Source organism: Pseudomonas fluorescens (assembly GCF_902497875.1).
Classification (GTDB): domain Bacteria; phylum Pseudomonadota; class Gammaproteobacteria; order Pseudomonadales; family Pseudomonadaceae; genus Aquipseudomonas; species Aquipseudomonas fluorescens_BR.
Genome location: NZ_CABVHY010000009.1, coordinates 1 through 23,160, shown reverse-complemented (window position 1 = coordinate 23,160; position 23,160 = coordinate 1). Strand labels below are relative to the sequence as shown.

At 59.6% G+C, this 23,160-nt stretch carries 22 protein-coding genes and 1 pseudogene; 17 read left to right on the top strand and 6 right to left on the bottom strand.

Features of this window, described 5'->3' with window-relative positions; genetic code table 11:
• Window positions 1–76 precede the first annotated feature (76 nt).
• From F8N85_RS10545 to def, 3 genes are all read left to right on the top strand, one after another.
• Window positions 77–268, top strand: coding sequence for a CsbD family protein (locus F8N85_RS10545; protein WP_150803567.1), 192 nt, complete (start codon window positions 77–79; stop codon window positions 266–268).
• Window positions 269–442: 174 nt separating this feature from the next.
• Window positions 443–1,390 (top strand): YihY/virulence factor BrkB family protein, encoded by a 948-nt coding sequence (locus F8N85_RS10540; protein ID WP_150803566.1) that lies wholly within the window; start codon window positions 443–445, stop codon window positions 1,388–1,390.
• A complete protein-coding gene (def, locus tag F8N85_RS10535; protein WP_150803565.1) occupies window positions 1,387–1,926 on the top strand; it encodes a peptide deformylase in 540 nt (179 codons plus the stop codon). Before F8N85_RS10540 ends, def begins: the two co-directional genes overlap by 4 nt.
• A 144-nt stretch (window positions 1,927–2,070) precedes the next feature.
• Here def and F8N85_RS10530 read toward each other — a convergent pair whose 3' ends face one another.
• From F8N85_RS10530 to F8N85_RS10515, 4 genes and pseudogenes are all read right to left on the bottom strand, one after another.
• Window positions 2,071–2,526 (bottom strand): GNAT family N-acetyltransferase, encoded by a 456-nt coding sequence (locus F8N85_RS10530; protein WP_150803564.1) that lies wholly within the window; start codon window positions 2,524–2,526, stop codon window positions 2,071–2,073.
• Between the two features lie 400 nt (window positions 2,527–2,926).
• Window positions 2,927–3,436 (bottom strand): annotated as a pseudogene (locus tag F8N85_RS10525) (hypothetical protein).
• Between the two features lie 190 nt (window positions 3,437–3,626).
• Window positions 3,627–4,364, bottom strand: a complete 738-nt coding sequence (locus tag F8N85_RS10520) for an NAD-dependent epimerase/dehydratase family protein (RefSeq protein WP_150803563.1) — start codon at window positions 4,362–4,364, stop codon at window positions 3,627–3,629.
• 132 nt (window positions 4,365–4,496) lie between these two features.
• Window positions 4,497–5,528: a LacI family DNA-binding transcriptional regulator gene (locus F8N85_RS10515; RefSeq protein ID WP_150803562.1), complete on the bottom strand. Its 1,032-nt coding sequence runs from the start codon at window positions 5,526–5,528 to the stop codon at window positions 4,497–4,499.
• Window positions 5,529–5,741: 213 nt separating this feature from the next.
• On the opposite strand from F8N85_RS10515, the gene F8N85_RS10510 reads away from it, so the two are divergent.
• Entirely contained in the window at window positions 5,742–6,275 is a 534-nt protein-coding gene (locus tag F8N85_RS10510) for a gluconokinase (RefSeq protein ID WP_150803561.1), read from the top strand.
• An 85-nt stretch (window positions 6,276–6,360) separates the two neighbouring features.
• Window positions 6,361–7,713 carry a GntP family permease gene (locus F8N85_RS10505; protein ID WP_150803560.1) on the top strand — a complete coding sequence of 451 codons (1,353 nt, stop codon included), beginning with the start codon at window positions 6,361–6,363 and terminating at the stop codon, window positions 7,711–7,713.
• A 107-nt stretch (window positions 7,714–7,820) separates the two neighbouring features.
• Here the strand turns inward: F8N85_RS10505 and alaC are convergent, their stop codons facing one another.
• Complete coding sequence (alaC, locus tag F8N85_RS10500; protein WP_150803559.1) at window positions 7,821–9,041, bottom strand: alanine transaminase; 1,221 nt, start codon at window positions 9,039–9,041, stop codon at window positions 7,821–7,823.
• 278 nt (window positions 9,042–9,319) lie between these two features.
• Here alaC and F8N85_RS10495 point away from each other — a divergent pair, with 278 nt between their 5' ends.
• The 8 genes from F8N85_RS10495 to F8N85_RS10460 all read left to right on the top strand — a co-directional run bounded on the left by F8N85_RS10495 (window position 9,320) and on the right by F8N85_RS10460 (window position 19,054).
• The gene (locus F8N85_RS10495) at window positions 9,320–9,982 is read left to right on the top strand and encodes a LysE family translocator (protein ID WP_150803558.1); all 663 of its coding nucleotides are present in this window, start codon (window positions 9,320–9,322) and stop codon (window positions 9,980–9,982) included.
• 68 nt (window positions 9,983–10,050) lie between these two features.
• Window positions 10,051–10,539, top strand: a complete 489-nt coding sequence (locus F8N85_RS10490; RefSeq protein WP_150803557.1) for a GyrI-like domain-containing protein — start codon at window positions 10,051–10,053, stop codon at window positions 10,537–10,539.
• Window positions 10,540–10,857: 318 nt separating this feature from the next.
• The gene (gene kdpF / locus F8N85_RS10485; RefSeq protein WP_150803556.1) at window positions 10,858–10,956 is read left to right on the top strand and encodes a K(+)-transporting ATPase subunit F; all 99 of its coding nucleotides are present in this window, start codon (window positions 10,858–10,860) and stop codon (window positions 10,954–10,956) included.
• 167 nt (window positions 10,957–11,123) lie between these two features.
• A complete protein-coding gene (gene kdpA / locus F8N85_RS10480) occupies window positions 11,124–12,830 on the top strand; it encodes a potassium-transporting ATPase subunit KdpA (RefSeq protein WP_150803555.1) in 1,707 nt (568 codons plus the stop codon).
• Between the two features lie 10 nt (window positions 12,831–12,840).
• A complete protein-coding gene (gene kdpC / locus F8N85_RS10475; RefSeq protein ID WP_150803554.1) occupies window positions 12,841–13,530 on the top strand; it encodes a potassium-transporting ATPase subunit KdpC in 690 nt (229 codons plus the stop codon).
• 11 nt (window positions 13,531–13,541) lie between these two features.
• Complete coding sequence (gene kdpB / locus F8N85_RS10470; protein WP_150803553.1) at window positions 13,542–15,617, top strand: potassium-transporting ATPase subunit KdpB; 2,076 nt, start codon at window positions 13,542–13,544, stop codon at window positions 15,615–15,617.
• Window positions 15,618–15,671: 54 nt separating this feature from the next.
• Entirely contained in the window at window positions 15,672–18,365 is a 2,694-nt protein-coding gene (locus F8N85_RS10465; protein WP_150803552.1) for a sensor histidine kinase, read from the top strand.
• Entirely contained in the window at window positions 18,362–19,054 is a 693-nt protein-coding gene (locus tag F8N85_RS10460; protein WP_150803551.1) for a response regulator, read from the top strand. The genes F8N85_RS10465 and F8N85_RS10460 overlap by 4 nt, the downstream gene beginning before the upstream one ends.
• A 464-nt stretch (window positions 19,055–19,518) precedes the next feature.
• On the opposite strand, the gene F8N85_RS10455 is transcribed toward F8N85_RS10460, so the two are convergent.
• Window positions 19,519–20,004, bottom strand: coding sequence for a GNAT family N-acetyltransferase (locus F8N85_RS10455; protein WP_150803550.1), 486 nt, complete (start codon window positions 20,002–20,004; stop codon window positions 19,519–19,521).
• Window positions 20,005–20,200: 196 nt separating this feature from the next.
• On the opposite strand from F8N85_RS10455, the gene F8N85_RS10450 reads away from it, so the two are divergent.
• The 4 genes from F8N85_RS10450 (at window position 20,201) to F8N85_RS10435 (ending at window position 22,806) form a co-directional block, all read left to right on the top strand.
• The gene (locus tag F8N85_RS10450; RefSeq protein ID WP_150803549.1) at window positions 20,201–20,635 is read left to right on the top strand and encodes a YybH family protein; all 435 of its coding nucleotides are present in this window, start codon (window positions 20,201–20,203) and stop codon (window positions 20,633–20,635) included.
• 67 nt (window positions 20,636–20,702) lie between these two features.
• Window positions 20,703–21,047, top strand: a complete 345-nt coding sequence (locus tag F8N85_RS10445; protein ID WP_150803548.1) for a YciI family protein — start codon at window positions 20,703–20,705, stop codon at window positions 21,045–21,047.
• Between the two features lie 26 nt (window positions 21,048–21,073).
• Window positions 21,074–21,565 (top strand): SRPBCC family protein, encoded by a 492-nt coding sequence (locus F8N85_RS10440; RefSeq protein ID WP_150803547.1) that lies wholly within the window; start codon window positions 21,074–21,076, stop codon window positions 21,563–21,565.
• Window positions 21,565–22,806: an RNA polymerase sigma factor gene (locus tag F8N85_RS10435; protein WP_150803546.1), complete on the top strand. Its 1,242-nt coding sequence runs from the start codon at window positions 21,565–21,567 to the stop codon at window positions 22,804–22,806. Before F8N85_RS10440 ends, F8N85_RS10435 begins: the two co-directional genes overlap by 1 nt.
• The last annotated feature ends 354 nt before the right edge of the window (window positions 22,807–23,160 follow it).

The following is a 23,160-nucleotide window of genomic DNA, read 5'->3' as shown; positions in this document are numbered from 1 at the left end:
GAAACTCCGCGCAAAGGCCTCGGGTCAACCCTTACGTAGCGTCTATTACCCCTTCAAGCTTTGCAGGAGAACTATCATGGGCAGTACTGGCGATAAAGTGAAAGGCATGGCCAACGAAGCGGTTGGCAACGTCAAGCAAGGCGTAGGTAAAGCCACCGACAACGAAAAACTGCGCACTGAAGGCAAGATCCAGGAAAACAAAGGCGAAGCCCAGCAAGCCGTTGGCAAGGCCAAGGATGCGATCAAGAAAACCATCGACAAAGCCTGATGTGGACGGCTTGATTGCAGTAGAACGGCCATCCGCGGATGGCCGTTTTCATATCAGTTACAGTTAACAATGAATCGAAATTGTTTCAACGCGGTCAACTGAGCTACTTTTGATGTACAAAACAGCCCCTGAGTCGCCATTGACTTCAACCCATTTGCGGCGAAAGAAGACTTTATGTTTTTTCCAGACTTGAAAGGCTTGCCGCTGCATCGCGTCCTGGCGCGCACAGTCACCGAGTTCGTCGACGACGAAATGTCGACCTATGCCTCGGCGCTTGCCTATCAAATGCTGTTCTCGCTGTTCCCGTTCCTGCTGTTTTTGATCGCCCTGATCGGTTTCCTGCACCTGCCGGACTTTTTTTCCTGGCTGCGTCTGCAGTCGGAGCTGGTACTGCCACCCCAGGCCCTCGAGCAAGTGAACCCGGTGATCGACCAGCTCCAGCAATCCAAGGGCGGTCTGCTTTCGGTGGGTATCGTAATTGCACTGTGGACCGCCTCGGCCGGTGTGCGGCTGATGATGAGCGCGATGAACGCGGCGTACGATGTGGTCGAAGGGCGACCGATGTGGAAACGCTTTCCGCTGTCGATTATCTACACCATCGGCATCGCCGGCATGCTGCTGGTCGCCGCGGCGCTGATGGTCCTGGGGCCGCAAGTGATGGGCTGGCTGGCGGGGCAGATCGGCATGGAGGAGTTTATCGTCACCGTCTGGACCCTGGTGCGCTGGCCATTGATCGTGGTGTTACTGATGGTCGCGGTGGCATTGATTTATTACGTCACACCCGACGTGAAGCAGGAGTTCCGCTTTATCACGCCGGGCTCGGTGCTGGCGGTGGTGGTGTGGATCATCGCGTCTCTGGGCTTTGGTTATTACGTGAAAGCCTTCGCCGATTACAACGCTATGTATGGCAGTATCGGTGCGATCATCGTATTGCTGCTGTATTTCTATATTTCTGCGGCGGCCTTGTTGCTCGGCGCGGAAATGAATGCGGTAATCGACCACATGTCGACCCATGGCAAGCATCCAGGCGAGAAGGACTTGGGGGACGACGAAAAACACCACGTTTCGGGATTGGGACGGGACCACTCGCTCAAACCGACCACTGACGAAGTCGAAACATGATCCGTGAAATTCTGAAAATGGGCGACGAACGCCTGCTGCGCATTGCTCCGCCGGTGCCGGCCGAAATGTTCGACAGCCCGGAGCTCTGGCAGTTGATCGATGACATGTTCCAGACCATGGAGCATGTGGGCGGCGTTGGCCTGGCGGCACCGCAGGTGGGCGTTGACCTGCAACTGGTGATCTTCGGTTTCGAGCACAGTGAGCGCTATCCGGAGGCGGAAGCGGTACCGCAGACCATCCTGATCAACCCACTGATCACGCCGTTGGGACCGGTCCTGGAAGAGGGCTTTGAAGGTTGCCTGTCGGTGCCTGGCATGCGTGGCGCCGTAGAGCGCTATCAGCAGATTCGCTACGAAGGGTTCGACCCCAAGGGTGAGCCCATCGTGCGTATCGCTTCAGGTTTCCATGCCCGCGTTGTGCAACACGAATGCGATCACCTGATCGGCCGGCTGTACCCGTCGCGGATCAGCGACTTCAGCAAGTTCGGTTTTATCGAGGTGATGTTCCCGGATCTGGATCCTGCCGCGGACGATTGAGTCGATTATCCGGTCCAGTGTCTGTGGTAAGTCTTGGTGGGCTTCAAAAGATCGCAGCCTGCGGCAGCTCCTACAGGATTTGTGTGCGCCCCTAAATTCTGAGGTGTGCACGGTCGGCGTAGGAGCTGCCGCAGGCTGCGATCTTTAGCATTCACCGCTCAACCCCACAGTTCCCGAAGTCGATCGAACCGCTGGTTCTATGCCCAGGGCAATCATGGGTTTGCTACGAGCGTAGCGAGCCAGACGCTCTGTCAGTGACTGGGGCAGTCGTGGGTCGCTGGCAAATCCCAAACCCTCGTAAAACGCTTGCAGGTCTGGATGGCAAAACAGCCAGACCGGCCCGTCGACAGTTGCCAGCGCATGCTCCACCAACTGCGTGGCAATCCTTTGGCCCCGGCAGGCCGGATCGACAAATAACCCGGTCAGCCACTGCCCCTCGGCAACCGGTGTCAGGCACAGGCCGGCAATGATTTCCAGCCGTTTGGCTACCCATAACTCTCCCTTGCTGGCCGCGCGCATCGGCGAATTGTGCTGGCGATAGAACTTGTTCAGCAGTGGGCGTAGCGGCTCGGCAAGCGGGCTGAAATGAAGCTCTGGCATGGTTTGAGTGAATTTCTATGAAGGGCGGTGAGCAGCAAAAAATTATAAATCGCTGAAATGAAACTCTGCTACGCAATAGGTGTTATACCTCATCTTACATCCCGTATGAGTGGAGCGTGCATCATGGCCAAAGGCATGGATTCAAAGAAAGCAGCAAAGAAAAAACCATCGAAAACCGCCGATGAAAAACGCGCGGACAAGAAAGCCAAGAAAGTTGGTGTGTTCGGTCACTGAGTCGTCTTTAACGGAGCCCGTCAATCGGGCTCCGCTTTCATTTCTGAATAAATAACCAATCGATCTGCAAGATTTCCCAGGGCCATTACACAGAGGGGATGAAGTCGACGTTTGTCTGTCGGTGCGATCCCTGCTTGGAACCACGCCATGCCCAATTGGATATGAGTCAGACCGCAGCCAGAAACTTGTCGGTAACCTGTGCGTCGGTTGCGCTGCTGTCTTTTTCGGCCTGGGCCAGCTTGATTTTGTCTTGGAGAAGGCGAGCAATTTCCTGACCGATTGCCTGCTGTTTCTCGGGCGGCATCTGCTCAAATTCTTCTTCGGTAATCCCCAGCTCCTTGAGAATACTATCGCGCATCCGCTCTTCAGGAGACTTGCTCATGTAGTCCTTGAACTCGGCCAGCGCGCCTCCCTCGGGGGCAGTGCTCGTTTCCGGTGTGCCGGTGGCCGGAGGGTTGGCTTGCAGTAATACGCGGGTTTTGGCGAAGGCAGCGTCGATGTTGTCGCTCACCTTGGTAGTGACGTGTTACGTTGCCGCATTGACCTGATTGGTCACGATATTTTGCACGTTCTGTATCAAACCGCTTTGAATCGCACTGGCGGCGGCCGTGGTCGGGTCCATATCTGACCGGTGGACGGGCTGCAACAATAGGGCTTTCTGTGGGGTGACCAACATGATTCGAACACCTGGATAGTGGGTATCGACAGGTGGTAGAGCAAATTGCATGCCGGTGCTGCCAGCCCCGGTTTTGCGGGAGATGGCAGCCAGGTGTCTGCCGACAAGGCAACGTCGAGCGGCCAGATCCTGCCGCTTTCGGCCGCTTTGTTTTCAACCAGGGCCGGCAACCTGTTTGACGCTGGAACCCCTAATACTCAATCGGCAAATCAAACATCTGGAATGCATCATCCACCGGTTGATAGCCCAGCACCCGGGTGGTTTCGCTCAGGTCCAGACGCTTGAAGCGATTGTTGGAAATGCCGTGGGCAATCAGGTGTTTCACCCCTTCGACTTCCACCGAGCGTTGCAGCAATTGCACGGCATCCCTTGGGCTGAGCCAGGCGCTCAGGTCGCGGGCGTTGCTCAGTTCGTGACATTCCGGAAACTCGAAGGCGCCGATGCGCAAAGCGATAGTGGAGAGGTGGTGTTTGGCGGAGTAAAACGCGCAGAGAGCTTCGCCATAACATTTGCTGACGCCGTAAAGGTTGGCCGGCATCACTTGCATGCCCGGCGTGATCTGCCGGTCAACCGGGTAGCCCTCGATAGTTTGCGCGCTGCTGGCGAAGACCAGACGTTTGCAACCCGCCGCCACGGCGGCCTCGAACAGGTAGGTGGTGGCCAGAATGTTGTTGGGCAGCAGTTCATCGAACGAGGCCGTTGCGTGAGGAATGCCGGCCAGGTGAACGATTACATCAATGCCTCCCAGTATGGAGTCGAGGGCCTTTCTGTCGGTCAGGTCCAGGCCGATGAATCGATGGTGGCCGATGGCGAAGTCAGGATCGATGCGATCCGTGAGGATGAAGTTATAGCGGTCCTTCGAGGCTTCGAAGAATGTCTTGCCGATCCTGCCGCAGGCGCCTGTCAGCAGTAGGTTGAGTCCTTGCATGGCGAGTCCTTTTTATAGAGGGGTGGCGTGGTTGAACAGCGTTGCGTCCTGTAGGAGCTGGCGCAGCCTGCGATCTTTTGATCTTGCTATTGCTCAAACTGGATCTGCCAACACCGAAGCCGGGAAACCAGGCTAAGTACTCTCGCGAACCATCAACTCAAACCCCATATCCTGCACCGGTTTGGCTACGGTATTGCCAGCCATCAAGGTCAGCATCTGCTCCGCGGCGCGGCGACCAATGGCTTCTCGCGGGGTGCTGATGCTGCTCAGGCGCGGCACCATATGGGCTGAGGCAGGCAGGTCGTTGAAGCCAAGGACCGCCACTTGCTGGGGGATTTTGATTCCGCAGCGCATGGCTTCGAGTAGCGCGCCCTGGGCCAGGTCGTCGTTACCGAAGAAGATCGCGTCGACTTGCGGGTGGCTGGTCATCAGTTGCAGGAACAATTCGCCGCCCAGTCCAACCGACGAAGGGCGCGGGGTCAGAAGTTCCAGGTCCGGATCATACAAGCCGGCTTTTTGCAGGGCTCGGCGAAAACCCTCGCCACGCAACAGGGTGCGCTGGTCGAGTTGCGCGCCGACGTAGGCCAGGCGCCTGCGACCGCGTGAGATCAAATGCTCGGCCGCGGTCTCGCCGGCGCTCAGTTGCGAGAAGCCGACGCAGTTCAATCCGGCACCGGGGTCCAGGTCCATCATGTAGACGCAGGGAATGTTGCTGACCTCGACCATCCGTCGGGCGCTTTCGGTGCGGTCGAAACCGGTCAGTAGCAAACCGCGCGGCTGATAGGCCAGGTAATTGCGCAGCAGATTTTCTTCTTCATCGCGCGAGTAGTGATAGTTGCCGATCAGCACTTCGAAGCCTTTAGGACGCAGCACAGTGTGAATCGCTTCGAGGGTTTCGATGAACAACAGGTTGGACAGCGACGGCACCAGAACCACCACCGAATGGCTCTGAGCCGAGGCCAGGGCGCGGGCTGCGGGGTTGACCACGTAGTTCAGTTCGAGGGCTGCCTGCTGGACTTTTTCCACCAGTTCGGTAGCCACACTGCTAATGCCGCGCAGGGCCCGGGAAGCGGTGATCGGACTGACGCCGGCCAGGCGCGCGACTTCATTGAGGGTAGGGCGTCCCGTGGTACGGGTTCTTTTATCGTTTTTAGAGGAGCTCATCGGACGGCTTGCCAAACAATATTCAAGGTACTAAGGTAGCGCTGTCTCGATGCGGCTGCAAATGCTTGAGTGTGGCGTGCCTGATCCCACTCGTAAGCGACGAAACAGAACGCGCTGCAACCCATAAAAATGACAAGAAGGCGTCGGCAGAATCTATTTTTGCACTAGAGTTTTTTTAGCAAAGGTAGCGCTGTCTGCGTGCTGAGGTGTTACATGAATCAACCCATCACCGCCCTGGTCATCATGGGCGTCGCCGGCTGCGGTAAGACCTGTGTGAGTGAGGCCCTCTGCCAGCTCAGCGGCGCCACCGCCATTGAGGGCGACACTTTCCACCCTGCCGCCAATATCGAAAAGATGAGCGCGGGCATTCCCTTGAACGACGACGACCGTGCTGGCTGGCTCGATAGCCTGTGCGATGAGTTGCGCCGCGTCGATGCCAGTGGCCAGCGTCCGGTGCTGACGTGCTCGGCTCTTAAACTTATCTACCGTGAACGCCTTCGCCGCGCCTTGCCGGGGTTGGGTTTTGTATTTCTTGAACTGACTCCCCAGGTTGCCGCCGAGCGCGTCGCCCATCGTCCGGGCCATTTCATGCCTTCGACACTGATCGAAAGTCAGTTCGCCACGCTCGAGTCGCCAGTGGGCGAACCCTTGACCCTGGCCCTCGACGCGTCCATTCACAGTGTTGAACACCTTGCCGAGCTGGCCAATGCCTGGTGGCTCGAACAGGGTCTGGAACCTAAGGATTAAGTTTTGCTCTATAGAGATAGCGCTATCCCATTAGCAGACGGTTTAAATCCACTTTAATAAAAACAACAAACAGGAGACACCCCCTATGTTTGGCATGTCCCAAGAGACCTATCTGCTAGTCGACGCAGTGGTCACCATCATCGGACTGATCGTATTGATCACCCGATTCAAGATGCACCCGTTCATTGCGTTGATCATTGCTGCCGGTTTCCTCGGGCTGACCTCGGGCATGCCAGTGGACAAGATCATCAAGGCCTTCCAGGACGGCTTCGGTGGCGTTCTCGGGTTCGTCGGCATCATCTTGGCGCTGGGCACCATGCTCGGCAAAATGATGGCCGAATCGGGTGGGGCGGATCAGATTGCCCGCACCCTGATCCAGGCGTTCGGCAAAGAGCGCGTGCAATGGGCAATGATGTTTGCGGCGTTTCTGGTCGGCATTCCGTTGTTCTTTGAAATCGGCTTCGTGCTGCTGATCCCGCTGGTGTTCATCGTCGCCAAGCGTACCGGCGTGTCGCTGATCAAAATCGGTATCCCGCTGCTCGCCGGCCTGTCCGCGGTTCACGGTCTGGTTCCGCCACACCCGGGTCCGTTGCTGGCCATTGGCATATTCGGTGCTGACATCGGCAAAACCATTCTCTATGGTCTGATCGTCGCGCTGCCGACCGCCATCATTGCCGGTCCCCTGTACGGTACGTTCATCGCCAAATACATTCCGGGTCATCCGAATCAGGAACTGGTGGATCAACTGGCCCATGAGCCGGAAGCCTCCACGCTGCCAAGCTTCAGCATCACCCTGATCACTGTGCTGTTGCCGGTGTTCCTGATGTTGCTCAAGACTTTCGCCGATGTGGCGCTGCCTGAAGGTCACGGCGTGCGCAACTGGATGGACATGATCGGCCACCCGATCGCTGCTTTGCTGCTGGCCTTGCTGCTGTCGCTGTACACCTTCGGTTACAAGAGTGGGTTTGATTCGAAGAGAATTCTCAAACTACTCGACTCCAGCCTTGCGCCGACCGCGGCGATCATTCTGATCATCGGTGCTGGCGGTGGCTTCAAGCAGATGCTGGTGACCAGCGGTGTGGGTGATGTGATCGGCCATATGGCGGTGAACGCGCAGATCTCGCCGATTTTGCTGGCGTGGCTGGTAGCGGCGGTGATTCGTATCGCCACCGGTTCGGCGACCGTGGCAACCATCACCGGTGCGGGCATTGTGGTGCCGGTGGTGGGGATGGTTCCGGGCGTCAACCTTGAATTGCTGGTACTGGCAACGGGCGCAGGTTCGTTGGTGCTGTCTCACGTCAACGATGCGGGCTTCTGGCTGGTCAAGCAGTACTTCAACATGACCGTCGCCGAAACCTTCAAGACCTGGACCGCGATGGAAACCATCCTCTCCATTGTCGCCCTGATCTTTATCCTGTTGCTGTCGCTGGTGATCTGACCGAACTCCCGTAGGAGCTGCCGCAGGCTGCGATCTTTTAGCGAACCTGACATCGCCAAGATCAAAAGATCGCAGCCTGCGGCAGCTCCTACAGGGGGTGTTTCGGATTAAATGGCGCTGGTTTTCGGCACCAGTCCATCCGCCCTGAACATCCCGCGAATCCCGCGCACTGCCTGGCGAATCCGGTCCTGGTTTTCGATCAGGGCAAAGCGCACATGGTCGTCGCCGTATTCACCAAACCCCACTCCCGGCGACACACAGACCTTGGCCTCCGCCAGCAGCTTCTTGGCAAATTCCAGCGAGCCGAGGTGCGCGTAGGCCTCGGGAATCTTGGCCCAGACGTACATCGCGGCCTTTGGATTCTCGACCATCCAGCCCAGTTCATGCAGGCCTTTGACCAGCACATTGCGCCGCTGCCGGTATTGCTCGGCGATGTCTTTCACGCACTGCTGATCACCTTCCAGCGCCGCGATGGCCGCGACCTGCAGCGGGGTGAAGGTGCCGTAGTCGTGGTAACTCTTGATCCGCGCCAGGGCGTTGACCAGCTCGGCGTTGCCGACCATGAAACCAATGCGCCAGCCCGCCATGTTGTAGCTCTTGGACAGGGTGAAAAACTCCACCGCGATGTCCTTGGCGCCCGGCACCTGCATGATCGACGGGGCTTTATAGCCGTCGAAGACGATATCGGCGTAGGCCAGGTCGTGGACCACCAGCACGTCGTATTGCTTGGCCAGGGCGATGACCCGCTCAAAGAAGTCCAGCTCCACGCATTGTGCGGTCGGGTTGGACGGGAAGCCGAGGATCATCATCTTCGGTTTCGGGATCGAGCCGCGAATCGCTTGTTCCAGTTCGGCGAAAAAGTCCACGCCAGGAATCAGTGGCACCGAACGCACCTGGGCGCCGGCAATCACCGCGCCATAAATGTGGATCGGGTAGCTGGGGTTCGGCACCAGCACCGTGTCGCCCTGATCGAGGGTGGCGAGCATCAGGTGCGCCAGGCCTTCCTTGGAACCGATGGTGACGATGGCTTCGCTTTCCGGGTCGATGTCGACCTCATAGCGATCCTTGTACCAATTGGCGATTGCCCGACGCAGGCGCGGAATGCCCTTGGACGTGGAGTAGCCATGGGTGTCTTCGCGCTGGGCAACGGTGCAGAGTTTTTCGACGATATGCGGCGGCGTCGGGCCGTCGGGGTTGCCCATGCTGAAGTCGATGATGTCTTCGCCACGACGACGGGCGGCCATCTTCAGCTCGGCAGTGATGTTGAATACGTAAGGGGGGAGTCGATCTATGCGCGCAAAGCGGCGCGGCGAACCTTGGTCAGCCATTGTTGCCTCTGGTACGTAAGCGCCCGGAACCGTCCGAGCGACGTTGGCCACTGCGGTGGCCTGCAGCGCACGATAAGGGCTGGGGTGGCAGGTTGTCCAGCGCATGTAATCAAATATTTCGATGGCCGTTTGCGCCAACTTTCGGCACATTTACCACCGGCGCAGTGTTCTGTGGAACAACGTGCGCCCGCTTCGGGTTAAACAAGCTGCGTCAAAAAGTCTTTTAAACACTGCGTTTGATACCTGCCGACAATTCACCCCATTCGATGGAATGAACGATGGAATTTACCAGTGGCTTCTTGCTGAGCCTCTCTTTGTGCCTGGATATCGGCGTGGCCAATATCGCGATGATCACCCTCGCCATGCAACGTGGGTACTTCCAGGGTTTTGCCCTGGGGCTCGGGACTTGCGTCGGCGATTTGATCTACGCACTGCTGGCGTTGGCCGGCATGACCGTACTGCTGCAGTACTCAGCCGTGCGCTGGGTGCTGTGGATCGGCGGCTCGGCGCTGTTGTTGTACTTCGCTGCGAAGATGATTCATTCGGCGATCTATCATCAAGCGACGCTGGCCGAAGCAGGCGAGGTCAGCAGCGGTTCCCATCGCCGGGAGTTTTTCCGCGGGATCTTCCTGGCGATGTCGTCGCCGAGCGCCATCCTCTGGTTCGCCGCGGTAGGCGGGACGCTCATTGCCCGCTCGGGCGGTGGCAGTCTGCTCAGTTCCGCGCTGTTTCTGGCAGGGTTCTTCTGTGCCGGGTTGGTCTGGGTGATCGGTTTATGCCTGGCCGCCACCCATGGTGGCAAGTTGTTGGGCGACAAACTGCTGCGGTATTCCTATATGGCATCTGCAGCGATCTTCTGCTATTTCGCGGTCTACGTGATCGTTTCTGGCTATAACGAGTTTATCGGTCCGGCGGCTGTCGCTGAGCTGCCAGGTCTTTGATTGGGGAAAATCGAGTTGGCTTCTATACTCCCAGCCGAACCCATTTTTCACCTATCGAGGTTGCTTTCATGGACGAGCAAAAAAATTCCGATCGGCCTGAACCGCGTTTTGAACATGGACATTTTCTGCTGATCGCGGGGCTTGGCGGGCGCTTTACTACCGAGACAACCCAGGGCATCCCACAGCTTTGGGAAAAATTCATTCCGCATATCGGCAAAGTCCCGGGCCAGAAGGGCGACGAGACCTACGGCATCTGCTGTAACCCGGACGGTAAAGGCGGTTTTGAATACATCGCGGGAGTCGAAATCAGCAAGCTCGATGACTTGCCTGAGCAGTACCGCTGGATTGAAGTACAGCCACAATACTATGCGGTGTTCGAGCACAAAGGCCCATTGGATACCTTGCCCCAGACCTTTCAATACATCTGGAAAACCTGGTTGCCCAAGTCCGCCCATGAAGCCGCGGATGCGCCGGAGTTTGAACGTTACAGCGCGGACTTCGATCCGCAGACAGAGGAAGGGACTCTGGAAATCTGGCTGCCGCTCAAGGAGGGCTGATAGACATAGTCGAGGAACGGGTCACCCGTGGCGCCCGTTCCTCGATGCCCTTGATTCTGCGCCCTGATCCGCCGCACGAGCCGTTTGCGCTCAATCTATACGCCGTCTTAATGCCGTCCCCCCCAATCAGTGCCCGACCTTGATACCCCCTCACTTAACCTGCAAGGCGAAGGGGAGGTCGGGGGTATTACGGTATTTTCCGAATGAACACTCCCTGCTTGCGTCCGGTCACGGGCGCTTTGGCCTGGCCTGTCGACAGTCATAAACACGCTACTTATGCCGTCGACAGCGCCTTCCGTTTCGTTAAGGGGAGCTGTCTTGTTAACACTCGAATTCATTTACGTCGCCAGCGGCCTTTGCGCCGTTTCGCTGTTCGTCTATCTGGGTTACGCCCTCATCCGTGCAGAAAAATTCTGATGGTCGCAGGTGTTGCGCCACAAGCTTCTGTATCCGCCCGCGTGGGCTGTCCCGAGAAAGGAAATCGGTAATGTACGACCTGATTTTTGTGGGTGTGACCCTAGTGTTTTTTGTAGCGACAGCCATGGTCATCGTCGCCATGGGCAAGATTTGAACGGAGCATCGACATGTTGAGCACTTTGCTGGAATTTGCGGTGGTTCTCGGTGTAATGACCGGGCTCGCCGTGCTGATGGGCAAGTGGCTGACCCGGGTGTTTACCGGGGTTGCCCATGGGTTGCCGGAACGTTGTACGTATCGCCTGTTGGGTATTGATACCAGCGAGACCATGGGCTGGGCGCGTTACGGTTCGGCGCTGTTGTTGTCGAACGCGGCGATGATGCTGCTGGGTTATCTGTTGTTGCGTCTGCAAGGTGTGATGCCGCTCAACCCTCTGAGGTTGGCTGCGCAAACACCGGACCTGGCGTTCAACACCGCAGCGTCCTTCATTACCAACACTAACTGGCAGGCCTATTCAGGCGAAACCAGTCTGTCCAACTTCAGCCAGATGGCGGTGATTACCTTCCTGATGTTTGTCGGCGCCACCTCCGGCGTGGTGGCCGCAGCGGGTTTCATTCGCGGGTTGAGCCGGGCCAATTCGGCCGACATCGGCAACTACTGGGTGGACTTCACGCGCACGCTGTATCGGGTGATGTTGCCGTTGTGCTTTGTCATGGCGCTGGTCTATGTCTGGCAAGGCATGCCGCAGACGCTGTCTTCCCAAGCACTGGTCACCACCCTGGAGGGCGCGCAGCAACAGCTGATCGTCGGCGCGGTAGCGAGCTTCGAATCGATCAAGCACATCGGCACCAACGGTGGCGGCTTCTTCAGCATGAATGCCGCGCACCCGTTCGAGAACCCGACGCCGCTCACCAACATCCTGCACATTCTCAGCATGTTGCTGATTCCTTCGGCATTGACCTACACCTTCGGCAGCATGCTGATGCGTCGGCGTCAGGGCTGGGTGTTTTTCGGCACCTTCCTGGTGATGTTTGTCGGCTTTCTGAGCATCGTCTACAGCGCCGAACAAAGCGGCAACCCGTTGTTGACCCGAGTGGGCGCGGACCAAATGCTGTCGGCGACCCAGAGCGGCGGCAACATGGAAGGCAAGGAGCTGCGGTTCGGGATTGCCGACACCAGCCTGTTCGTGACCACCACCACCGGTGCAACCACCGGCTCGGTGAACGCGATGCACGACTCGTTGACGCCGATGGGTGGTTTCGTGCCGTTGGCGCAGATGATGCTCAACTGCGTGTTTGGCGGTGACGGCGTGGGCTTTATCAACCTGATTCAGTACGCGCTTCTGACGGTATTTCTGGTCGGCATGATGATCGGTCGCAGCCCTGAGTTCCTCGGCAAGAAGATCGAGGCCCGAGAGATAAAACTGGTGATGCTCTCGGTGCTTGCGCACCCGATCAGCATTCTCGGCTTTACCGCGCTGGCAGCGCTGTGGCCGGACACGATGAACAGTCTCAATAACATGGGACCCCATGGCTTCAGCGAGGTGTTGTACGCCTACACCTCGGGCACCGCCAACAACGGTTCGGCGTTCGCCGGGTTGAATGCCAACACGCCGTTCTTCAATACCACCATCGGCCTGGCCATGTTGCTCGGACGCTTCTTCACCATGCTGCCGATGCTGGCGGTCGCCGGTTCGTTGGCGATGAAGAAGAGCATACCGGCCGGTGCCGGCACTATCCCTACCGCGACACCGTTGTTCATGTTCCTGGTGGTGTTCGTGGTGCTGGTGGTCGGCGGTCTGACTTTCCTGCCGGCGCTTGCGCTCGGCCCGCTGGTGGAGCAACTGCAGTTGCTGTCCGGCCAGACGTACAAGTGAAGGAGCTGTGATGACAACTCAAATTCAATCGAAATCGCCAACACAAACGAAACCGTTGTTCAGGGGGTTGCTGCGCCCGGTGCTGGTCTCGGCGACGTTCTTCATGCTGCTGACGGGACTGGCCTATCCGATGTTCACCACCTTGGTGGCCAATGTGCTGTTCCCGTTTCAGGCCCAGGGCAGCCTCATTGAACGAGGCGGTCTGCTGATCGGCTCCGAGGTGATCGGCCAACACTTCACCCGGCCCGAGTATTTCCAGGGGCGTCCAAGCATGACCATGGGCGTTGATCCGCTGGATCCGGGCAAGACCGCGGCGCAGCCGTACAACGCCGGCTCAAGCGGTGCCAGCAACCTGGGGCCGACCAGCCAGAAGCTGATCGACGCGGTCGCGGCGCGAGTCTCGGCGTACCGTCTGCAGAACGGCCTGGGCGCCGATGTGCAGGTTCCGGTGGATGCCGTCACGGCGTCCGCTTCCGGGTTGGACCCGCACATCTCGGTCGCCAATGCACAGATTCAGGTGGCTCGGGTGGCGCGGTTGCGTCGGTTGCCCGAGGGCGATCTGTTGAAACTGGTTCAAACCCATACCGCTGAGCGCACCTTTGGCTTGCTCGGTGAACCCCGGGTCAATGTGCTGCAACTCAACCTCGCGCTGGATGCACGAGTCTCCGTGCATCAGCAACCCATTGCGGCCAGTGAGTAAGAGAAACAACCATGAGTAACAAGAAAGCGCGTTTGCCGTTGTTCGACCGCGGGATATTGCTCACCGCGTGCCTGGATGCATTCAAGAAATTGTTGCCCCAGGCGCAGTGGAAAAACCCGGTCATGTTCGTGGTCTACCTGGGCAGTATTCTCACCACGCTGCTGTGGTTTCAATCGCTGAGTGGCAAAGGCGAAGCCCCCAGCGGTTTCATCCTGAGCATCACGCTCTGGCTCTGGTTCACCGTGTTGTTCGCCAACTTCGCCGAGGCGCTGGCCGAAGGTCGCAGCCGGGCTCAGGCGGCGAGCCTGCGGAGCATGAAACGCCAGACCCAGGCCAAGCTGTTGCAGCAACCCAGGTACGGATCTGCCTGGCAACCGATCGAGGCCAGCGAACTGCGCAAGGACGCTATGGTGCTGATCGAAGCCGGTGACCTGGTCCCGCTGGATGGCGTGGTGATCGAAGGTGTGGCCTCGGTGGATGAAAGCGCGATTACCGGGGAGTCCGCCCCGGTGATTCGCGAGGCCGGTGGCGACTTCTCCTCGGTGACAGGGGGCACACGGGTGCTCTCGGACTGGTTGGTGGTGCGTATCAGCGTCAATCCGGGAGAGTCGTTCCTTGACCGGATGATCTCCATGGTCGAGTCCGCCAAGCGCCAGAAGACGCCGAACGAAGTCGCGCTGACCATCCTGCTGGTGGGGCTTACACTGCTCTTTTTACTGGTGATCGTGACCCTGAGCCCGTATTCGATTTTCGCGGTGGCCATGAGCGGCAGCGGCAGCATTGTCAGCGCCACTGTGCTGGTGGCACTGCTGGTGTGCCTGATTCCCACCACCATCGGCGGTTTGCTGTCGGCGATCGGTGTGGCGGGCATGAGCCGGATGATGGCGGCGAATGTCATCGCTACCTCCGGGCGTGCGGTCGAGGCTGCGGGTGACGTCGATGTGTTGCTGCTCGACAAGACCGGCACCATTACTTTGGGCAACCGTCAGGCCAGCAGTTTTCTGCCGGCACCGGGCGTCAAGGAAGCGGATCTGGCGGACGCTGCGCAGTTGGCCTCACTGGCCGATGAAACGCCGGAAGGGCGCAGCATTGTGGTGCTGGCCAAGCAGAAGTTCGACCTGCGTGCCCGGGATATTCATGCCCTGGGTGCCAGTTTCGTGCATTTCTCGGCACAGACCCGCATGAGCGGCGTCGATTTGCCAGGAGGCCGGACCATTCGCAAGGGGGCTGCCGACGCCATTCGCCGTCACGTCGAGGCATTAGGCGGCAACTTTGCGGCAGCGCTCCAGGCCAAAGTGGACGAAGTATCGCGACGCGGCAGTACGCCGTTGGTGGTATCCGACGGTGCGCAGGCCCTGGGCGTCATTGAACTCAAGGACGTGGTCAAGGGTGGTATCAAGGAGCGTTTCGCCGAGTTGCGGCGCATGGGCATCAAGACGGTCATGATCACCGGTGACAACCGCCTCACGGCGGCGGCGATTGCCGTGGAAGCCGGTGTCGACGACTTTCTCGCCGAGGCTCGCCCGGAAGACAAGCTGCAACTGATTCGCGACTATCAGGCTCAAGGCAAGCTGGTGGCGATGGCCGGCGACGGCACTAACGACGCTCCGGCGCTGGCCCAGGCGGATGTCGCGGTGGCGATGAACAGCGGCACCCAGGCGGCTAAAGAAGCGGGCAATATGGTCGATCTGGACAGCAACCCGACCAAATTGATTGAAGTGGTCGAGGTCGGCAAGCAGATGCTCATGACCCGTGGTGCATTGACCACCTTCAGTGTGGCCAACGATGTGGCGAAGTATTTTGCTATCGTACCGGCCGCATTCGTCGCTACCTACCCGCAATTGGGCGCCTTGAACGTGATGCAGCTGAGCAGCCCGAACTCGGCGATTCTCAGCGCGGTGATCTTCAATGCCTTGATCATTGTGTTTCTGATCCCGCTGGCACTCAGGGGTGTGGCCTATCGTTCCATCGGTGCGGCCGCTTTGCTCAATCGCAACCTGCTGATTTACGGATTGGGCGGTGTGCTGGTGCCGTTTGCGGGGATCAAGCTGATCGACATGCTGTTGACCGGAATCGGTCTGGTTTGAAAGGACTGACTGCGCGGGGCCGCCTTTGGCGCCGCGCAGTTCACAAGGATTGATATGTCCGTTATTGACACGTTCAACGCTTTACGGGACGGCCGCCCCGACCCTGATGCGCTGCTGGAGAAGCTGCAACAGGACGAGCAAGCGGCCTTGCGCGGGAAACTGCGCATCTATTTCGGTTCCAATGCCGGGGTCGGGAAGACCTGCGCCATGCTCAGCGCCGCCAGGCACGAAGCGGCGCAGGGCCGCGATCTGGTAGCCGGCGTGGTGGAAACCCATGGTCGCCGGGAAACGGCCGATCTGTTGACCGGGTTGGAGCAGTTGCCGCGCTGCAGTGTCCTGCACCGCGAGTACACCCTCAGTGAGTTCGACCTGGATGCCGCCCTGACGCGACGTCCGGCGCTGCTGTTGGTGGATGAACTGGCCCACAGCAACGTTCCGGGTTCACGTCATCCCAAGCGTTGGCAGGATGTAGAAGAGTTGCTGCGGGCCGGCATCGATGTCTGGACCACGCTTAACGTTCAACACTTGGAAAGCCTCAACGATATCGTCAGCGGGATTATCGGCATCCGGGTGCGCGAGACCGTTCCCGATCATATTTTCGATGATGCCCATGAAGTCGTGGTGGTTGACCTGCCGCCGGATGATCTTCTGCGCCGGTTGAAGGAAGGCAAGGTCTACCTGGCGCCTCAGGCCGAGCGCGCTTCTCGGCATTTCTTTCGCAAGGGCAACCTGTTGGCCTTGCGCGAGCTGGCACTGCGACGTACGGCCGATCGGGTCGACGCGCAGATGCGTGTATATCGCCGCGAGCGCTCCATCCATACCCTATGGCCGGCTCGAGAACGATTGCTGGTCGGCGTGGCAGGCGACTCATCGGATGAACGCCTGGTTCGTGGGGCGGCGCGCCTGGCCCAGAAGCTTGAGGCTGACTGGATCGTCGTGCATGTGGCGTCCGCACAGCGCCGGGGTTCGGGGGCGGCCCGCTACGCGGCGGCCATGAAGACGCTGGCGCTGGCAGCCGAGTTCGGTGCCGACACGGCCACATTGTCGGGTATGGATGTGGCTGAGGCACTGGTGGCCTGCGCCCGTGAACACAACGCCAACCGTCTGGTGCTGGGTCACCATCCGCGCAAGGTCTGGCAGTTCTGGCACCAGTCGGTCAGCGATCGCATCAGCCGTCATCATCCACAAATCGACCAGATCGTCATCGCTCACGGCGTGTTGCCCAGGGCCAACCCGGCCCGGGTCGAACCCGAGGCGCCCGGGCGGCCGGGCAAGGCGCTGGCGTATGTATGGGCCAGCCTGGCCTGCTTTGCCGCCACAGCGGTGGCCGCCCTGTTGTTGCAGGTGTTCGATCTGGCCAACGTGGTCATGCTGTTTTTGCTCACGGTGGTGCTGGTTGCCTTGCGTTACGGGCGTGGCCCGGGCGTCTGGGCGGCGATGCTGGCCGTGCTGTGTTTTGACTTCTTCTTCGTCCAGCCGCGCTGGTCGTTTACGGTCAACGATACCCAGTACTTTTTCACCTTTGCCCTGATGCTGGGCATCGCCTTGATCACCGGGCAACTCACTGCACGCCTGCGTCATGAAGCACGCACCGCCGCCGCCGGTGAGCGTCGGGCCACCTCGCTGGCCAGACTGGCCCGCGACCTGTCAGCGGCGCTGACGGTTGAGCAGATCAGCGAAGTCGCGCTGCGCACCTTCAGTGGCGTGTTCGAAGCGCGGGTCGGCCTGGCGCTTCCGGATGCCGCCAATGCCGTTCAGGCGATCGGCGCGGGTGCACTCCCGATCGATGAAAGTATTGCCCAGTGGGCTTACGACCATGATCAACCGGCCGGCAAGGGCACCGACACCCTGGCCGCCGCCCAAGGCTGCTATTTTCCATTGAAGGCGCCGATGCGCGTTCGCGGTGTGCTGGTGCTCGAGCTGACCGAGGCAGAACGGCTGAATGAGCCGCAAGAGCAACGTTTGCTGGAGGCGTGCATGAGTCAGCTGGCCATCGCCCTTGAGCGCGTGCACTTCGTCGAAGTGGCTCAAAGCACCTTGGTGCAAATGGAGGGCGAGCGCATGCGCAACACCTTGCTCGCGGCGATTTCCCATGATTTGCGTACCCCCTTGACCACCATCATCGGTGCCGCCGATGCGGCGGCTCCCCACGCGCCACCCGGGCCGTTGGCGGACCTGTTGTTCGGTATTCACGATCAGGCCACTTCCATGCAGCGGCTGATCGAAAACCTGCTGGACATGGCCCGGATGCAGGAGCGCGGTGTACGCCTCAATCGGCAATGGCATTCGCTGGAAGAGATCGTCGGCAGTGCCTTGCGCCAACTGCGTGAGCCGCTGGCCAGGCATGTGGTACGTACCGAAATTTCTGCGCATTTGCCCTTGGTCGAAGTCGATGCACTGCTGATCGAACGGGTGTTGGTCAACCTGCTCGACAATGCTGCGAAGTACACGCCGGCCGGAACGCTGGTACGGATTGCCGCTCGCCAGGTCGAGGACAATATCCTGCTGGAAGTCATCGACGCCGGACCGGGTTTCCCGCAGGGCAGCGCCCCTCACAGCCTGTTCGAACCCTTCACCCGTGGTCAGCAGGAGTCGGCTGTATCGGGCATCGGCCTGGGGTTGGCGTTGGTCAAACGTATCGTCGAAGCCCATGGTGGCCGCATCGAGGCTCAACCTCACACCGACCATGGCATCACCTTCGCCATCATTTTGCCGGCGGGTCATCCGCCTTCTATGGAATCGCTATGACCAGTGCACGGATCCTTATCGTCGAGGACGAGGCCAATATTCGCCGGTTCGTCGGCATTGCGTTGCAGGACGAAGGTTTTCAAGTGTTCGAGGCCGATGGCATGAAACGCGCCTTGATCCATGCGGCCAGTCGCCAACCGGATCTGGTGATCGTCGATCTGGGTTTGCCCGACGGTGATGGCAAACTCTTGATCAGCGAGCTCAGGGGCTGGTTGGCGGTACCGATTCTGGTGTTGTCGGCCCGTGACCGGGAGGAGGAGAAGGTCGCGGCCCTGGACGCCGGCGCAGATGATTACCTGGTCAAACCGTTCGGCGTGCCCGAGCTGTTGGCGCGTATTCGTGCCCAGCTGCGGCGGCATGCGCAAACGGGGACGGTCGCAGCGACCAGCAAGGTGAGGTTCGGCGATATCGACGTTGACCTGGCCACCCATGAGGTCTGGCGCGAAGGCACGCCGGTTCATTTGACGCCCATCGAGTACCGCTTGCTGTGTGCGCTGATTCGAGGGCAGAGCCGGGTTATGACCCATCGTCAGTTATTGCTGGAGGTCTGGGGCCTGGACTATGTCGAGCGTGCTCATTATCTGCGAGTGCACATGGCCCACTTGCGGCAAAAGCTGGAGGCTGAGCCAGCGCAGCCGCAGCACTTCATCACCGAGCTGCAGGTAGGCTATCGCCTCGTGGGGCTTTAAGGCGCGGCGTGCGGCCTGTGCGGCGCCACGCCGTGCTCTGTTTCATGAGGGTGAAGCTTTTAGGGGCGCGTGCGGTTACTTGTCTTTTTTGACGCGGCGCTCATGCAGAAAATCGATATACAGCGTGATAAAACCTAGCGAGCTTATGCCGAACAATATGAGTAGGCCGATTTGAGTATTGCTCATGATGAGGGTCCTGTACGTGAGACGAGATGCGAGCAAGCTGTTGTGCCGTTGGCGTCGCGGATCGTCGAGGCACAGAGAAATAATATGAACGCTGGGTGATTGCTAGCGCTTATATGAAAGCTTTACGGCCCCGGATTTGATCGATATGGGCTTCATACAAAAGGCCTGCGTTGCGCATCGATAGCCTCTGTATGGCCATGGGGCACGCAAGCGCACAACGCGACAGAACTGTTGTCGGGATCCCCGGAGTTCGTCCGAAATTTATCGGTGCTGCAGGTTCAGAACGCCAGGGCCAGCCTGCGCTCATAGCCGATCCGGCCCTTGTAGGCTTCGCCGGTATCGACCCATCCGAGCTTGAGGTACAGGTTGAGCGCCGCTTCGTTGTGGGCGTCCACCGAGAGCATCAAGCCGTTGATCTCCGGCCAGGCCTGGCGAGCGACGTGTGGCAAGGCTTGCAGGCAGGCTTTGCCATAACCTTTGCCTTGAACGCGGTGGTCGACCTGCAGGGCGTGCAGGGTGGCGGTGTCTTTGTCGGCCCAATGGGGAAGGCACGGTGGCCGTTTGAGCAGCAGGAAGGCTACCGGAACCTCCTGCGCCAGCAGGGCAAAGCCTTTAACGCCGGGGTTGGCGTTGGACTGCAGGGCGTGCAAGGCGCCGTGGATATCGCCGGAGAATTCCCTTTGCTGCGGGTGGATTTCGATGGCTTCGACTTGTCGGCGCTGAACCGGGGTCAGGCTTTCGTAGGGCACAAGTTGAGTGTTCACTGGCGGTGTCCGTTTTCCGGCAAAGGTGAGAGGCCGATTCTATCGAGTTTGCGGCAGGCAAAAATATTTTTGTGGCAACCGGTCGAACATGTCGATTTTGGTTTTTTCCATACGACTATGGGTGTCTTCACGATTTACACCTCGCCCATCAGGCGACTCGATGACCTTCTGCAACTCAATCGCAAGGAGAACCATCATGAGCACGCTCAACACCGAAACTGAAATCCGCGCCCTGATCGAAACCTGGCAGCAAGCCGTGGTCGACAAGGATATCGAAAAAATCGTCAGCTTTTACGCGGACGACATCACCTCGTTCGACGCCGTGATTGCGCTGCAATTCAAGGGCAAAGAGGCCTACCGCGCGCACTGGGTAGAGTGCATGAAAGTCTGCCCCGGCCCGGGCATTTTCGAGTTTCACCAACTGCACGTCGTGCCCGCTGCCGACATCGCCTTTGCCCACTGGCTGGCCCATTGCGGCGGAACAGACGAAAAAGGCGAAAGCAAAGCCTGCTGGATGCGGGTGACCGCCGGTTACCAGCGCATCAACGGCCAATGGTTGGTGGTGCATGAGCACTGGTCGGCACCGTTCGACATGCTGAGCGGTACGACGCTGTTCGACCTGCAACCCTGATCGTCGGGTTTTTCGCCAAACCGTGAATCAGCAGCCATAGTTGATCAGCTTGATGACGGAGAATTTCATGAAATACCTATGCCTGGTCTATAGCGACGAGCGCCTGCTGCACAGTCTGCCCGAGAGCCCGAAGGACGCTGAGTGTATGGCCTACGCCGAGTCGGTGCAGGGCAGTGGCCGGATGCTCGCCGCCGAGGCGCTGGAGTCGGTGCAGACCGCAACCACGGTGCGCATGCGCAACGGCAAGCTGTCGATCACCGATGGTCCCTTCGCTGAAACCAAGGAGCAACTGGCCGGGTTTTATCTGATCGATGCCAAGGACCTCAATGAAGCCCTCCAGGTCGCCGGCAATATCCCGGCGGCCCGGGTCGGCAGTGTCGAGGTGCGCCCGGTACGTGAACTGAATCCCTGAGAACAATCATCAGCAGGAGACCCCCGATGAACGCTCCACTGGCTCCACCGCAGCCCGCAGAATTCGAACTTTCCATCAGCCGTTTGATTGATGCACCGCGCCGCAAGGTATTCCGCGCCTGGACTGAGCCGCAGTTGCTGGCGCAGTGGTGGGGCCCCCATGGCATGACGACGCCGGAGTGTGAGATGGAACTGTGGGTCGGCGGCCTGTTTCGGACTTTGATGCGCGCGCCGGACGGCAGCGAGTATCCGACCCAGGGGGTGTTTCTGGAGATTGTCGTGCCGCGGCGGATTGTCTTCACTGACGCCTTTAAACCGGGTTGGATTCCATCCGGAAAACCTTTCATGACCGCCGAAGTGACCTTCGACGATATCGATGGCAAGACCCTCTACACCGCGCGCGCCATGCACTGGACGGAAGAGGATCGCCAAGCCCATGAGGCGATGGGCTTTCATGATGGCTGGGGGCAAAGCCTGGACCGGCTGGTGACACTGGTCACCGAAGGCATGCCCGACTGATGACGGACCAAGCGAACGGCTCGGTCAAGACTCTGGTCGAGACGGTCTATCGCACCGAGTCGCGACGGATCCTGGCGACCCTGATTCGCCTGCTCGGTGATTTTGACCTCGCCGAAGAGGCGTTGCACGAAGCCTTTTTCGTCGCGGTCGAGCGCTGGCAGCGTGACGGTGTGCCGGATAATCCACGCACCTGGCTGGTGTCGACCGGGCGCTTCAAGGCCATTGATGCATTGCGTCGGCGGGCGCGTTTCAGTGCCTCCCGGGCCGCCCTGGTCAACCAGCTGGAAGAGCTTGAAGAGGCCGACTGGAGCGAGGACGACGTGGAAGACGATCGCCTGCGTTTGATCTTCACCTGTTGTCACCCGGCCCTGGCAGCGGATGCCCAGGTGCCATTGACGCTTCGGGAAATCTGCGACCTGACCACCGAGGAAATCGCCCGGGCTTTTCTCACGACACCGGCCACCATCGCCCAGCGCATCGTGCGCGCCAAGGCGAAGATTCGCGACGCGAAGATCCCTTATCAAGTGCCGTCCCTGGCCGAGTTGCCGGAGCGTCTGGACAGTGTTTTGCGGGTGATTTATCTGGTGTTCAATGAAGGGTATTCGGCGTCGATGGGCGCGCAGTTGACCCGCGAAGAGCTGACCGCAGAGGCCATACGCCTCGCTCGCTTGTTGATGGAGCTGCTGCCGGAACCTGAGGTAATGGGCTTGCTGGCGCTGATGCTGCTGCACGAGTCGCGCCGCCCGGCACGGACCTCAGCGGCGGGTGAGCTGATTGTGCTGGATGAACAGGACCGCTCGCTGTGGAATGCCGAACAGATCGGCGAGGGTTGTCGGCTGGTGGAGAGGGCGCTGGGCACCCGGCGCTTTGGTCCCTACTGTCTGCAAGCGGCGATTGCCGCGGTGCATGCCGAAGCGTCGACTGCCGGGGAAACCGACTGGGCACAGATTGTCGGCCTGTATGACGTGCTGCTGCGGGCGTTGCCTTCGCCAGTGATCGAACTGAATCGCGCAGCGGCCCTGGCCCAGCGCGATGGCCCGTTGGCGGGGCTGGAATTGATCGAGGGCATCCTGGCGCGCGGCGAATTGCTCGACTACCACCTGGCGCATTCGGCTCGGGCGGAGTTTTGCCGGCAACTGGGGCGGGTCGAGCAGGCGAGGGCGGCTTATCAGCGTGCCCTCGAACTGACTCGACAGCTGCCTGAGCGGCGATTTATCGAGCGGCGGCTTGAAGAGCTGTAGGAGCTGCCGCAGGCTGCGATCTTTTGACCTTGGCGTCCGTCGGGGCAACGCATTGTCCGCCGAAAAGATCGCAGCCTGCGGCAGCTCCTACGCCGACCGCGTTTGCCCGTCGGTTCGCCGATCCCCTGTAGGAGCTGCCGCAGGCTGCGATCTTTTGACCTTGGCGTCCGTCGGGGCAACGCATTGTCCGCCGAAAAGATCGCAGCCTGCGGCAGCTCCTACGCCGACCGCGTTTGCCCGTCGGTTCGCCAATCCCCTGTAGGAGCTGCCGCAGGCTGCGATCTTTTGACCTGGCGTCCGTCGGGGCAACGCATTGTCCGCCGAAAAGATCGCAGCCTTCGGCAGCTCCTACGC